The following is a 14655-nucleotide window of genomic DNA, read 5'->3' as shown; positions in this document are numbered from 1 at the left end:
ACCAAATAATGGACATACAAATATCATTAGAGTCATTAAGTAGTTATCTTTGGGCTTACACTCAAAATAGGGGAAAAAACAATTTCACACAATTCATGATTTCTCATAACAAATTAAACGAATTATTATCTCAAAATGAAGATGTTTTATACCTTACTAAAGACCTAAAAAAAATGAATCTCGAACTGTATTTTTTAGTTCAATACGAAAATAATCATTTACTAGACAAAGATCGCCATTATGATTCAGTCGTAAATTATAATAAATCAAATCCTGTCATACAATCCAGAATAAACATTGTATCCCAGGATATGAATAATGAAATAATATATATTTATAAAAAAATACTTAATAATAAGTCTACAAAACTACAAAATTTAAATTATTACACTCAAGCAGGTATTATTTTTATCTCTCTGGTTGTTATGCTATTATGCTTTTATATAAAAATAAAGTTCAAGAGAAGCTTTCAAAGGTTTATAAATGGAATAAAACAATTAAGCAGGTCAAATTTTGACTATAAAATCCCTTCAGAAAATCAATTCACGGAATTTGAAAATCTGTCTTGTTACTTCAATAAAATGGCGGCATTGTTAAACCACACAACAATATCAAAATCAAAACTTAAAGAAGAAGTAGAGAATCAAACTTCAGTTCTAAATCGTCAAAAAGAAAGTTTGGTATTTTTGTCTGAGCACGACTCCTTAACTAATATCTACAATCGTCGAGCAATAGAAAAACATTTGATCCAGCTTACGCGTAATTTCAGAGGCAGTGAGAATAGGTTTAGTTTGTTTTTTATAGATTTAAATTTATTTAAGGATATTAACGATAGCCATGGCCATGAGGCAGGTGATGCAGTGTTAAAATCTGTAGCTAGTAGATTATCAAGTATTATCGACGAATCAGACATGGTAGGCCGCTTTGGTGGAGATGAATTTATTATTATTCATCGTTCACACACAACAGGTACGTCTCTGTCTGCATGTGCACTACGCTATATCCAAGAAATAGAAAAAGTAATTCATTTTAAAGGTAAAGAGTTATGCGTCGGAGCTAGCATTGGTATTGCACTCTATCCTGAGCATGGGTCGAATGTACATGAATTATTAACAGCGGCAGACAAGTCTATGTATCAGTCAAAACGTTCTAAAACTAGCTCGTTCACTATTGTCGACAACAGCAGTTCGCTGTTAAAGAGGCCTATGTTTTAATCTAAAGTAGCTGTGGAAACGTTCTACATGCGAATATTCAACGACATCGACCACTGTGGCCACTTACAGTAATAAAGCCGCTTTTATCACATAGCAAAAGCTAAACTCGTAAGCTAAACGCTCTCCAAGCATTGAAGAAAAATAATCCATTGTGAATGGTTAATCCTCCCCTTTTAAACGTCAACTTTCACCACCATATGATAGTTAAGATTCATTAACAGGCTATAACTATCCTATGTCTTTTCCTCGTTTATCTGTTCTGGATTTGGCACCCGTGTCCGACGGAACAAACTTCACCGAAACGTTCGAACGCTCCGTTGAATTAGCTCAATCAATCGAGTCCTGGGGCTATCATCGGTTTTGGATGGCTGAACACCATAACATGCCCGACATCGCCAGTGCCGCAACCAGTGTATTACTCAGTCATATTGGAGCGCACACGAACTCGATCCGTTTAGGATCAGGTGGAATCATGTTACCTAACCATGCACCACTAGTTATTGCAGAGCAATTCGGAACGTTAGAGGCATTATACCCTGGTCGTATTGACCTCGGATTAGGACGCGCACCAGGCACCGACTACCAAACAATGCATGCATTAAGGCGGGAACCAGAGCATATGGATCCTGACTTTGAAGAGCTGTTGGAGGAACTTAATTTCTTTCTTGGTCCCGTATCTCGAAATCAACCAGTCGCGGCTTATCCAGGTAACAACACATCTCTGCCGATTTGGCTTCTGGGGTCGAGTACATACAGCGCACGTTTAGCAGCTAAGAGAGGCTTACCTTTCGCATTTGCTGCACACTTTGCTCCAGATGCAATGTCTCGTGCTCTAAACTTTTATCGAGATGAGTTTGTCCCATCCGAGCATTTAGCTCAACCCTATGTGATGATTTGTGCCAACGTTATCGTAGCGGATACTCAGTCACATGCAGATTTTCTCGCGACAACAGAGAAGCAAAAATTCTTAAAAATGATTCGCGGCAATCGCGAAAAACTTCGCGCACCAGTGAAAAGTATGGCACCACTATGGTCAGCACAGGAAAAGCTTCACGTTGAAACTCAATTACGTGAATCTATCCATGGTGATCAAACATATGTAAGACAGAAAATTGAGAAACTTTTGGAACGCACTGGGGCAGATGAAATTATGGTAAACACGATGGTGTTTGAACAATCTGAGAAGTTGAGATCCTACAGGTTACTATCGGAACTCATGGACAAGTAAAAGAATGGAGGCGCCTCCCGGAGTCGAACCGAGGTCCACGGATTTGCAATCCGCTGCATAGCCACTCTGCCAAGGCGCCTTTCTGATATTGTATCTCTGTCACCAAAGATTTTGATGGTGCCCCGGGCCGGACTTGAACCGGCACAGCGCGAACGCCGAGGGATTTTAAATCCCTTGTGTCTACCAATTCCACCACCAGGGCAACGCAATCATGCGATGGGTTAGACACCATCTATCTCGCGACCTTTGCCGTGAGAACGAGGCGTACTTTAACGGATTAATTTATCTGGTCAACAAAAAATTAGTCTTTTTTATTCAAATGGTTAAAAAGACGACTCTAACGAACAAAGGGCGATCATTTTGCTTATTTGATCATCAATACACTTTGCTTTCGTGCCTTTTAACCTTCTCATTTTATATCAATGAAGAGCCAACAAATCGCGCAAGTTAACAGTATGGGTATAAACTTAACGTGTATTTCAGAGAACAAAATAGCGCTCATCATGTTTCGAAAACCATCATTTCACTTACCCTTACATGCCGACTCCGAACTCGACTTCGTAGTGCCCCACTTCTTCCTTACTGAATTTGATTATGCACGCTCTCTGGAGCAGGGAGTCATCGACGACTTGGATCCTGAATATACACACCAATATCGCGTCACACTGAGGCGCATACGCTCACTATGCTCACTACTTCGCGAACTGATCCCTCCTTTTGAACAGCGTATTTTGAAACCTCATTTAAGAATAATGATGAAGAAAACAAATAAGCTGCGTGATTTGGACGTATTTATCTTGGACAAAAACCAATACATTGAAATGCTCCCAAATCACAAATCGTCTCTTGAGCAACTTTTTTGCTTTATAGAATCTGAACGTGCTTACGAACAAGCAAAAGTTACGCGTTGGCTAGATACACAAGAATACACAACGCACTGCACTTTGATCAGGAATAGTATGTTGCGAAGTACGCAACACGAACCAGTGGATAGCAACGTACCTGCGTTACTTTTCGCAAGCCAAAAAATCTCCGTTCAATTTAAAAAAGTTGATAAAGCACGACGCAAAATCTCGGACAAAAGTCGTGACAGCGTGATTCATTCGATGCGGATAAAGTGCAAAGCGCTTCGTTATTTGTTAGAAGGATTTTCCACGCTCTATCCTTCCCAACAGCACAAAAACAACGTGAAACAACTAAAACTATTGCAAGACAAGCTCGGTGACTTTAACGACACTTCAAGTCAAATTGAATTTTTCGCACAACTCAAAGAAACAGCAAATCTCAATAAACAAGATCGTAAGGCTTTGAAAAAGCTAATTAACGTGCTTAGCGAACATCATGAACTCTCTCGCCAAACCATCTTGACACATTTAAGCCAGTTTGAGTCTTTCATTCGCGATTCCAATACACAAAATCTCTACCGACCCTAAATCAAGGTTCACGTATTCTTAATATTCATTAATTACAGTCAATCGTTGGGCTCCATTAAGAAAGATAACGTGAAACCATTAAAACGATACCAATACGAGCGCTATGCGGTGCTTTGTAATCTCGCCTACCCTCGCGTCTTCAGACAAACTCAATATGGATTCGATCCTAATGGGCAACGAGTCATTAGAAATGAACACGGTAAGATTATGATTCGCGTGCTCTGGAGTAAAAAACAGAGTGAAGTGGTCGTAGTGATTAAAGGCTCACACAGTATCAGTGATTGGTTGTTGAACTTCGCGATGTGGACGAGAAGCTGTCGAAGGTTGGGACTAAACTATCGCATTCACGCGGGTTTCTATCATCTGTTGTTCCAAGAAAGTTTACCGAGCCGGAATGAAGATCGGTTAGGGTTGACCGTGATCGAACGCCTCGAAGGTATCGTTGTACCACTTATTCTCAGGGGAAAAAGAATCACTATTACTGGCCACTCTTCAGGTGGCGCGATTGGCAGTGTTTTTGCTGACTATATTGAGAAAAAATACCCCAAAAGCATTAAACGCGTGGTCACTTTCGGACAGCCCGCTGTCGGAGATTGGACGTTTAAGAAACGCTACCGTTTGGGGCACAAAACATACAGGATTTGTTGCGACATCGACATCGTGACCTTTATGCCGCCCGTACCTTTTTTGTATTGGCATGTAGGCAAAATGCTATGGTTATATAACGGGAGAATATACGAGAACACCCCAACGCTCATACGGCTTGGGCGCTCCTTATTTAGTTGGTTAATGCGACCGTTCTCTTATCACTTTATGAGTAAATACATTCGCGACAAAGACTTTTTTGATGAACGCTGAGTTAAACATCCGAAAGGTATGACGTACAGACACCAAAAAGCCGGACTTCGCCGGCTTTACGATTAAGTGGTGATCTACAGAGAGGCGATTTCTTTTTCAAGTTGATATTTGTTATCTGTGACAATTCGCTCTAACACTTCAACACGTCGCTTCAAGTCACCAATTTGCTTGTTAAGGTTATCTTGTTCTTCTCGGCTCATCGTATTACGTTCAGATATCTCCAACGCTCTTACTTCTTTACGATGGTTCAAGATTAACTTTATTATCCCGCCCCCAAATATGGCACCGAACACAATAGCCACAACCAATACATCAGCAATAGATTCCATTCTTTATCTTCCTCTAGATTATGCTCAACTATAAGTTACTCATTTGTCGAATGAATATCAAATAACACATTGATTCATTGAAGAGTTTTATCAAGAATTGCCTACTCTGTATCAAAATCACAGGAATGGATTATTCAACGCCAACCCAAACCGAGACAGATCCGCCGTTTACTGGGAACTCAGCCCAACCATTCACATCAGTCCAAACTTCTTCAGTTCGGATACCCAACTTGTCTACGTAGCGAGCACTTGGTTTACCCGTATACATCCACTTCGAGCCGCCAGGTCCATCACTCATGATCACGGCCATTGAATGTGGATGCTTTGCATCACCTTCTCGAGTCCAACCAATTACGTCCCAGTGGTCGAGATAAGAATGTTGTTTGCCATACGCATAATCTTTACGCAGTGTTACTAGCTCTTCAATGTAAGGCACTTTGACCATATTGATGTCATGCCCTTTATCACTGTACTGCGCGCCGTAGTAATCTGCATAAAACACGGATGGATAGCCTTCTTCACGCAATAAGATAAACGCGTAAGCGAGCGGCTTAAACCACCAATCAACCGTCGACTCCAAAGCCTGCAAAGGTTGAGTGTCATGGTTTTCTACTAAGGTTACCGCTTTGACTGAATTGTCCTTCATCAGCGTACCATCCATGATTTGACGCATATCGTAGCTACCACCCGATTTAGACGCATTGTAGAAGTTCATATGTAACGGTGCGTCGAATAGAGACATGCTGCCAGAAGTTTTGGTGATAAAGTTATGCAACTGATTAACATCGTAGTTCCAGTACTCTCCGACCGTGAATAGTTCTTTCCCTGTTTTCCAACGTAGGTGATCAATCCATTCTTGCAGGTATTGATATTTGATGTGCTTCACCGCGTCCATTCTAAACCCATCCACACCCGTCATGTTGATATACCACTCGCCCCAGTCTTTCAGCTCTTGCTTCACTTCAGGGTGATCCATGTCTAGATCAGCGTACATAAGGTAATCGTAGTTGCCTTTTTCCGAGCTAACTTCCCAATCCCATGCCTTACCCTCACCTTTGAATTTGAAGATAGCTTTTTCTTCGCCAGCATCGTCCCAATCCACGCCATCAAAGTGGTACCACGTCCAATGAAAGTTTGAGTACTTGTCGTTGCGCCCAGGGAAATCAAACTCTACCCACGCTTCAATCCATTTATCACCAAGTTCAATATTTCGGTTGTTCCAATCTACTCGCTTGGTATCAACCCAAGACTTTCCATCCGCACCACCGCGATGGTTGAACACCACATCGCCATAAATCTGGATATTGTTTTTATGGGCAGCATTGATGGCGCTTAGGTACTGATCTTTGGTGCCATACTTGGTGCGCACCGAACCTTTTTGATCAAACTCTCCCAAATCGTACATATCATAAACGCCATAACCGACGTCGTTGCTACCACCAGCACCTTTATAGGCGGGTGGTAACCATAACGCAGTAAAGCCGTTATCAGATAGTGCCGACGCGTTGTTTTCAACTTGTGTCCAGAGTGCACCGTCATTTGGCACATACCAATGGAAATACTGCATCATGGTGCCATTTTGTGCCGCCATTACAGGCGAACTGAGCAGCAAAGTTAAGGGTAAAAGTGTAGGTTTAAGGTTGAATGTTTTCATTATTTTTCTCTCACGTTAAGGACTAGAATCCTCCTTTCTGCATATACGCACCAAGCGATACTAACTATGACGCTAGCTAGGTTGCTGCCTGTAATACAAAAAGTTCGGATTACAATCGAAGAGAAACTATCACCAATCACACTATACAATTATTGAGTTGTCTAACATTTATAAAATCAATGATTAGCGCATTAAAAATATTGAATGGTGATCAAAACATGGGAGACTTTAGGAAAGCGCGAAGGGTTACGAAAAGGCGGACTAAAAACGAAAAAAGCCAGTCATTTAAGACTGGCTTTCGAAATAGTGGAGGCGCCTCCCGGAGTCGAACCGAGGTCCACGGATTTGCAATCCGCTGCATAGCCACTCTGCCAAGGCGCCTTTCTGATATTGTATCTCTGTCACCAAAGATTTTGATGGTGCCCCGGGCCGGACTTGAACCGGCACAGCGCGAACGCCGAGGGATTTTAAATCCCTTGTGTCTACCAATTCCACCACCAGGGCAACGCAATCATGCGATGGGTTAGACACCATCTATCTCGCGACCTTTGCCGTGAGAACGAGGCGTACTTTAACGGATTAATTTATCTGGTCAACAAAAAATATTCTATTTATCAACTGACTGGAGATAAATCCACCTATTTGTATAAATTAATACCAGAAATGTCGATTCCTATCCCCTTTTTGTACTAGCAATTCGTTGCCTGAAAACATATCGTAAACGCATACTTCTGCTAGTTTATAAATCAGACATTTACAATAAGTAAAATATTCTTTATTCGCTAACTTTTAACCTCAATAAATACAACTCATTTTATATCAACCTATTGCAAACAAATGGGCTCATTTCTTTTAACTAAACTCATACTATTTCTCCTACTCTCCATTAATAATCAACTTTTTTTACTACTATGCCAAAGTCTGTGCTTTCTATAGTTTGAATTGTTAAACAACGAATGCAATTGAACAGATAGGGGCGAGTAAATGACTAAAATATTTTTTACTCTTCGTAGATTCGTGATAACGCTAACGGTTATGAGCCTATCGATCCCTTTCTATGTCCGTGCGAACACCTTGACCATGGGGTTAGCAGGTCAAATTAAAGATCGTTGTGAGATTACTTTTTTATCAGGCAATGTGATGACCTTTTCTGAGCAGAAGACGCAATCATTGCCCTTCTCACTATATTGCAATCGCCCTTTGGGGATCACCATCAATTCTCAATATGGTGGCCTTAAATATGAACATCAGGGCGTTGAATTAATTGAAAATTACGAATTATCGTTGCAAGTCGATGAGCTTCGATTAAATGAAAGTCGACTTAGTAGACAATTGCTTTCGCCCGCAATGATAGACAGCTCTGGTGTTATTCCTTTTACTCAACGAGGAGTACTTAGGGTAACGCTCGAAAATAACTTGCTTTATGCGGGTTATTATCATGACGTTATTGAAATTGAAGTATACCCTTCAATTCATAGCGTAACAAAGTAGGAACTCTGCAAATAACTGCAGAGCAATATACGCTCAGCCGTAATTGAGCCAACAATCAAAAGTGAAAGGAATTTCTTATGAAAAAGCTAACACTCTGTGCAGCTGCTGTAACCGCTATTTTTGGTGCTAACGCTTACGCCGCTCCAGGTGACGTTCAGTTAGTTGGTTATGTATCACCTGTTTGTGAAGTGACTGGCCTTGCCACACAGTTAATTGACTTTGGTAACGTCTCAACAATTCAAAGCGTTAGTGTAGGTGGTCTGGAATTGAAATGTAATGATGCAGATGGTGCGACCGTTACCATGACCAGTGCGGAAGGTGGTTTGGAGTCGGATGATAATGAAGACTTTGCTCTAAAATATGACGCAACATTTAACCCTGCTGGCGGTTTAGCATCCTTTACATTGAACGCACCGGGTGGCCCTGGTCTAAACGATGTTTCAGCTTCTCAATCTTATGGTGGTTCAGGCAATTTGGCTACTGGTGTAGGTGCATCAATTGACATTGTTACTACCGAGACATCTCCTTGGGCTGGTGGCTACTCTGACACATTAACTGTGAATATCACCTCAAACTAAACGTACAGAATGAGGGGGCGTATTTCGCCTCCTCCTTTATTGTCATGTAAGATTTTTTTGATGGAGCTCACTGCTATGATTCGTTGGTTCACATTTTTCTTTTTGTCGTTTACGTGTATGTTCGCACATGCTTTTAAAGTAGAACCGATGTCTGCCGAGATGGCACCATTAGGGAAACGTGCTCAAATGACGATGCGGGTGGAGAATACCTCTACTGTGCCATTGACGGTAGAACTACAACCCTATTTCATGACCATGGATGAATATGGTAACGAGACCATTGTGCCTGCGGATGAAGAATTATTGGTCATACCCGTCACTGCCATTATAGAACCAGGCCGGGCACAATCAGTTATGATTCGTTACTTAGGCGATCCATCCATCACTGAATCTAAAGCGTATCGGGTTGCGGTTAAACAAGTTAAAGTGGAACGAGCCAGCAGCAATCAAGGCCAAGTGAGTTTACTTCTTCGATTCAACACGCTCATCAATGTTCGTCCGCAAAACACCTCGCCCCAGTTTTCCGTCACAAGTATAAAACAAAACGACAAAGACAATTGGGTTCTAGATGTGCTGAATAGCGGCAACAGTTACGGACGATTAACCAACACGACGTGGAAAGTATCCGATGGCACTCAATCTACTTATTTAAAAGGAAATGAAATTTCACAACGTATCTCAGGGACGTTAGTATTGCCCCACTCCAAACGTTCTTTTGAAATGTTGCCACTCGAGAACTTCAACATTCGTACACTATCAATTGATATTGAACAGGAGGAGTAACGATGCAATGGCGTTTATTAGCCGGAGTGATAGTGTGCTTTATATATACTCAAGCGTTTGGAATTACACTCTCCCCCACGGTCATTGAGCTAAATACGGATCATCAACTAACTTCGCAGTTGGTAGTTTCCAACAACTCAACCAAAACGCTCGCACTTGAAGCCAACGTTCGACGTTTGACATTTGCGCCTAATGGTACGTTTGAAACGTCTACGTCTAGCTCACCAAATGAAGACATTTTGGTGTTTCCGCCCGCAGCAATGCTCGCGCCCGGAAAGCGTCAAACATTTAGAATACAATGGCTAAGTAAAGTGCCTCTCGAAATGTCGCAAAGTTACTTTATCCGCTTTAGCACCGCCGATATAAATCGAAGCAGTACTCAAGTTGAAAAGGTGAATGGTTTGTCTACTGGGATTAATCTACAGATCCACTACAATGCACTGTTACACGTTCACTCGTCTTCTCTTCAACCGGACATAAAGTTACATATTGGTGAACATGGTAGTTTAACGCTCACTAACACCGGGAATCGATTTACCTTCACTTCATTACTCAGGTTCGACAACCTTCCTGATGATATTAATCAGACCGTGCATAAGGCGCTGGGTGAGCAGTTTGTTCCGCCTCATTCTACTATTACTGTACATTCTTCTTCGATTCAATTACCCGTTGGCATATATCATGGTTATGAAAACTGACATTTTTAAGATCATGCGCACGTTGGTTACGCCCACTTTCATGTGCTGCTTGGTTCTATTCATAATAAATTCTGCTGCCCACAGCCAAGAAATGGTGCTTAATCCAACTGGCCGAGATATTAAACTCACCTCTTTACTAAGGGTCAGTGATACTATATTAGGTGAAGCAGACATCACCATTACGGCAGACAACCAAATTTTATTACCCAAAGAGGACACCCTGTCTCTCCTAACGTCAGTTGTGACACAAGAGGTAATAAATGCGCTTAAAGAATCCAGTGGTGATGACATATTGTCTCAACAGCACTTCGCACAAACAGGGGTAAGTTTAACCTTTGATTTTGCTTCATTAGAATGTGTCTTGACAATCCCACCACAGTCCAGCCTGACACAGAATTTATCTATGAGCGAAGCGGGAAATTTATATAATTATGCGAAGCCAAGCCTTTTGAGTGGCTATGTGAATGTGTCGCTTTCCGCCAATGAAAGTCAATTTGTCGACGAAGACTCTGCTCGAGAAAGCCTATATCGCAGTCGATTCGACTCAGCATTCAATCTAAGCATGCTTAATTTTGAATATGAATCCTTTATAGAAAATGGTTCTCTAACCGGTTCAAGCTACATTAGAGAAGGCACACGCCTTAATATCGATTACCCCCAACAAGGTACTCGAGTAGTAATAGGCGATATGTACAACAGTGGTCAAGCTTTTCAAGATGGAACAGACATTTTGGGAGTTGGCGTGACGCGTGACTTCACTCTTATACCCACCAAAAATGTACGCCCTCGTGCAAGTCAATCATTCACACTCCAGCGCACGTCTAATGTCGATGTGTATATCGATGGCATCCCTGTACAAAGATTAACCCTTGGTGCGGGCAGTTATAATCTCAGTGATATTCCACTAGCACAAGGAAACAATGATATTGAGCTCGTTATTACTGATCGTTCAGGAAATGAAGAACGCATTGAATTTTCGATTGCGACCGGTAATGATTTATTAAACAGTGGCGAATTCGAATACAGTATCATGTATGGCGTTCCATCAGAAATCCAAAATAAACAATTAGAATACCTCACGGATGAACGTATTTTTCACGGTTATCTCGATGTTGGTGTCTCACCTTGGTTAACCTTAGGAGTTAATTCTCAAGTGCGTGAAAACCTATACCAATATGGTGCTAGCGCACTTTTCGCTTCTAAACTAGGCATTACTGAATTAAACGCTTCACACAGTGATCATCCGATTTATGGTCGCGGTGACGCTTATAAAGTAGCATTCGATGCCGAATTTTCTAAATCAAACTCACTAGAGCCACAGTTAAGCCTCAGTTATGAATATTTAAGCAATAGCTTCAGTGGAATATCGGCATATGAAGCATCAAGCAGTGATATTAATTTAACGACTCATTATGCTAGTGCTTTTGGATCCATCTATCTTTCACGTTCATTACGCGCGGCTGTTACTCTAAATTATCGAGCTGGCGTTGATAAAAAAAACGACTATTGGATTGTAAGCCCCAGCCTATCTGCAAGATTATTCGATACACCCGCCACGTGGAGCGCTCGTGTTAATTATAAGAATAACGAGAGGGGGAGCGATGACATTAGCACGACTCTCACCTTAAGTTGGCCACTCAGCAAACAAACACGTGTCGTTGGTCGTTATTCAACAGAACTCAATGAAAGTGCCTTAGATTATAGTTATCAAAATAATATTGGAAGCACTGGCGGCGTTTCTGCATTTGCCAGTGCCATTAATAACAAAGAGACTGACGCGGATGTTAATCTTGGGGTTAACTATACGGCAAACCGCTATGAATTAAGCGCGAGTCACACCTCTCGCCTTGAGAGCATCAGTGATAATACGAGAAATCATAGCACCGATCTTAAGCTTAGTAGTGCGGTGGCATTTGCAGGGTCATCAGTGACAATAGGAAGACCCGTTAGAGAAGCGTTTGCCATCATTAATAAACATGAAAGCCTTGCAGAGAACGACATTGCCATCGACCCTACCCGAGACGGTAAGCAAGCACGCGTCTATCTCTATGAAGACTCTTCTGCGTTGGTTCCTGACCTTGTGGCCTATAGCAGCCAAGTGATCGGATACGACGTGGAAAACTTACCACCCGGTTACGATCTCGGAGAAGGCGCTTTTTGGGTTAAACCTGGCTATAAAAAAGGATTCCAACTGCAAATTGGTTCTGATGCGGTATTAACCGTCATTGGTAAACTGTTCGATCGTCAAAGTAACAGCCCTATTTCACTTGTTGCGGGCTTTGCGCAGTACCTTGGTAAAACACAGCAACAACCAATTGAATTCTTTACAAACCGTAGTGGTGTTTTTGCGATTTCTGGATTAAAACCGGGGCAATACAAACTCGTTCTTGACACTAAAGAACAAGAGTCAGTAGTTATTAATCTTAGTGAACGAAGTGACACCTTGATCAGATTAGGAGAGTTATATGTCGATTAAACAACTAAAGCGGAGCGCGTTGTTCTTGCTACCATTGGCTAATATACCTTCTGTTTGGGCTTGTGAAGCTAACTCTCTGTCTATCCAACCAGTATCAACACAAGCAAAATACGATGTCTTCAATAACAGCAGTTTTGCAACAACCAATACCTATCGTGTGAGTGCAAATATTATTGGTGAGGGCTGCAAACTGAACTTAGTTTTACAGCTTGACGATACAAGTAAATCATTGAAAAGTAGCCGTCAAGATTCGCTCTTTTTCGAGTGGAGTGGGCAATCAGGTAACACAATAGCTAATCAATGGCGCTTTACTTTGACCGAGAACCAACCTGCTGCAACCGTACAAATGCGCTTTCCCGCTAAACAATGGTTAACGTCAGGGATCTATCGAGGCGTATTAGAAGTTGCTACGTCATATGCACAAATAGACGGCAAAATAGAAATAAGTCCTACTTTGCTTCCTGTCACTGTGGATGTACCACCAGCAGCGAAAATTCATTTTTACGGATTATCACAACCACATTATGACCTTGACTTAGGAACGTTACACTCAAACAAAGTAATCAATTCATCGCCTAACCTATGGGTTCAAAGTAACTCTGCCTATGCGGTTGTTTTGGAGTCATCAAATCATGGTGCATTACGCCACGAATCACATGAACCCAAGTGGGATATTCCCTATCAAATTATCTTCGACAACGACTACGTCAATCTTACACAATTTAGTGTACGTATCCCACGTCACGCTGCTACGACTGGTCAACCTATTCCTCTGATCTTTGTTATTGGTAACGCAGAAGAAAAACCTGGAGGTCAATACGAAGACACATTGCAGATATCAATCGAACCTAATTTATCCCAACAGCCATAAAGCGATACATATATCAAAATATGAATACCACATTGGCAAACTTCCGCGTTGTTACCTAGAATTGACTAATCTATAAGTGAGCACAATAAAAAACGGAAATTATAACTATGAGTTATGTAGAACAAGAACATAATTGTAATCGGGCTATAAAGCATATACTTTTGATAGGCGATGACGGGATTAGCAACCAATTTATAATACAAGAAATAAACAAAAGTGGCTATTTTTCTTTTGAAAGAAAATGCTTACAAGAAATTAATAAATCTACTAAGACCATCAGCTCTGATCTCGTTCTTATTAGTTATCTAACCTTAGAAAAGGTTATCGATATCCAAGTAACGTTATCACAGGTATTATCCAATAAATGGATAATTTATGATTTTCCTAAAGAAATTGGAGAAATGATAGTAGCAGAAACACAATTAATGTATCTCATAGATTTGAAAGGGATTATCTACCAGGATGCACCTATAGAGCACTTTACGCGTTGTTTAAAAAGCGTAATTGATGGTGATCTGTGGCTGCCAAGAAAAGTAATGACAGAGATGATAACCGACATTCGTCCTTATGCACTACAGCTGCAAGCGAAACAGACTCATTTAACCAAGAGAGAGATTCAAATATTTAAACTTGTCATCAAAGGCGCATCCAATCGTGAGATATCTGAAGATTTATTTATCGCTGAATGTACCGTTAAAACACATGTTTACAACATATATAAAAAATTAAAAGTAAATAACCGTAAGGAAGCCATTCAAAAGGCAAGCTTTATTTATGATAAAATTTTATTTACCCAGTATCATCACTAACCTTTTCATTGCTTGCAAACTAAATTCACGGTGAAAACATCTAATTCATCTATCAGTTCTTTGATAGTAACTATTCACCCGCGAGCTGGCTTTGTTGCTTAAATCGATGGAACTAAATCAAGAAGCTACGATCTGATCGGCTACACCCATTAATCATCGTAGCCTCATGCCTAAACCTCGTTACAAAACAACTAACTGGACGCAGTACAACAAAGCCTTAATAAACCGTGGTT

13 protein-coding genes and 4 tRNA genes are annotated in these 14655 nt (G+C 41.0%); 11 read left to right on the top strand and 6 right to left on the bottom strand.

The window, feature by feature from the left end; all coding sequences use genetic code 11:
- The first annotated feature begins 8 nt into the window (after positions 1-8).
- On the top strand, positions 9-1214 hold the full coding sequence (locus tag R7P80_RS14840; RefSeq protein ID WP_225492133.1) for a GGDEF domain-containing protein: 1206 nt from the start codon (positions 9-11) through the stop codon (positions 1212-1214).
- A gap of 235 nt (positions 1215-1449) precedes the next feature.
- Positions 1450-2442 (top strand): LLM class flavin-dependent oxidoreductase, encoded by a 993-nt coding sequence (locus R7P80_RS14835; RefSeq protein ID WP_005376038.1) that lies wholly within the window; start codon positions 1450-1452, stop codon positions 2440-2442.
- A 5-nt stretch (positions 2443-2447) separates the two neighbouring features.
- Here the strand turns inward: R7P80_RS14835 and R7P80_RS14830 are convergent.
- Together R7P80_RS14830 and R7P80_RS14825 are read right to left on the bottom strand one after the other, a co-directional pair.
- Positions 2448-2521 (bottom strand) — tRNA-Cys (locus R7P80_RS14830).
- 36 nt (positions 2522-2557) lie between these two features.
- Positions 2558-2644: transfer RNA gene (locus R7P80_RS14825), tRNA-Leu, on the bottom strand.
- A gap of 301 nt (positions 2645-2945) precedes the next feature.
- On the opposite strand from R7P80_RS14825, the gene R7P80_RS14820 reads away from it, so the two are divergent.
- Positions 2946-3875 (top strand): CHAD domain-containing protein, encoded by a 930-nt coding sequence (locus tag R7P80_RS14820; RefSeq protein ID WP_021707732.1) that lies wholly within the window; start codon positions 2946-2948, stop codon positions 3873-3875.
- 69 nt (positions 3876-3944) lie between these two features.
- Positions 3945-4733 carry a lipase family protein gene (locus tag R7P80_RS14815; RefSeq protein ID WP_005375991.1) on the top strand — a complete coding sequence of 263 codons (789 nt, stop codon included), beginning with the start codon at positions 3945-3947 and terminating at the stop codon, positions 4731-4733.
- Positions 4734-4807: 74 nt separating this feature from the next.
- Here R7P80_RS14815 and R7P80_RS14810 read toward each other — a convergent pair whose 3' ends face one another.
- The 4 genes from R7P80_RS14810 to R7P80_RS14795 all read right to left on the bottom strand — a co-directional run bounded on the left by R7P80_RS14810 (position 4808) and on the right by R7P80_RS14795 (position 7220).
- Entirely contained in the window at positions 4808-5062 is a 255-nt protein-coding gene (locus R7P80_RS14810; RefSeq protein WP_005375990.1) for a hypothetical protein, read from the bottom strand.
- Positions 5063-5192: 130 nt separating this feature from the next.
- Positions 5193-6716 (bottom strand): alpha-amylase, encoded by a 1524-nt coding sequence (gene amyS, locus R7P80_RS14805; protein WP_203345459.1) that lies wholly within the window; start codon positions 6714-6716, stop codon positions 5193-5195.
- A gap of 307 nt (positions 6717-7023) precedes the next feature.
- Positions 7024-7097 (bottom strand) — tRNA-Cys (locus R7P80_RS14800).
- Positions 7098-7133: 36 nt separating this feature from the next.
- Positions 7134-7220, bottom strand: a tRNA-Leu gene (locus tag R7P80_RS14795).
- 480 nt (positions 7221-7700) lie between these two features.
- Here R7P80_RS14795 and R7P80_RS14790 point away from each other — a divergent pair.
- From R7P80_RS14790 to R7P80_RS14760, 7 genes are all read left to right on the top strand, one after another.
- A complete protein-coding gene (locus tag R7P80_RS14790; protein ID WP_225492135.1) occupies positions 7701-8207 on the top strand; it encodes a hypothetical protein in 507 nt (168 codons plus the stop codon).
- 77 nt (positions 8208-8284) lie between these two features.
- Positions 8285-8785, top strand: coding sequence for a hypothetical protein (locus tag R7P80_RS14785; RefSeq protein ID WP_169644000.1), 501 nt, complete (start codon positions 8285-8287; stop codon positions 8783-8785).
- A gap of 75 nt (positions 8786-8860) precedes the next feature.
- Positions 8861-9568 carry a molecular chaperone gene (locus tag R7P80_RS14780; RefSeq protein WP_169643998.1) on the top strand — a complete coding sequence of 236 codons (708 nt, stop codon included), beginning with the start codon at positions 8861-8863 and terminating at the stop codon, positions 9566-9568.
- A gap of 2 nt (positions 9569-9570) precedes the next feature.
- The gene (locus tag R7P80_RS14775; RefSeq protein WP_169643996.1) at positions 9571-10266 is read left to right on the top strand and encodes a fimbria/pilus periplasmic chaperone; all 696 of its coding nucleotides are present in this window, start codon (positions 9571-9573) and stop codon (positions 10264-10266) included.
- A 91-nt stretch (positions 10267-10357) separates the two neighbouring features.
- Positions 10358-12742, top strand: coding sequence for a fimbria/pilus outer membrane usher protein (locus tag R7P80_RS14770; RefSeq protein ID WP_169644015.1), 2385 nt, complete (start codon positions 10358-10360; stop codon positions 12740-12742).
- Positions 12732-13613 carry a hypothetical protein gene (locus R7P80_RS14765; RefSeq protein WP_169643994.1) on the top strand — a complete coding sequence of 294 codons (882 nt, stop codon included), beginning with the start codon at positions 12732-12734 and terminating at the stop codon, positions 13611-13613. The genes R7P80_RS14770 and R7P80_RS14765 overlap by 11 nt, the downstream gene beginning before the upstream one ends.
- Positions 13614-13720: 107 nt before the next feature.
- A complete protein-coding gene (locus R7P80_RS14760; protein WP_169643992.1) occupies positions 13721-14422 on the top strand; it encodes a response regulator transcription factor in 702 nt (233 codons plus the stop codon).
- Positions 14423-14655 lie beyond the last annotated feature (233 nt).

The organism is Vibrio sp. 2092, from assembly GCF_033339635.1.
Taxonomy (GTDB): domain Bacteria; phylum Pseudomonadota; class Gammaproteobacteria; order Enterobacterales; family Vibrionaceae; genus Vibrio; species Vibrio alginolyticus.
The sequence above is the reverse complement of the archived record's forward strand: the minus strand, read 5'-3'. Positions and strand labels throughout refer to the sequence as shown.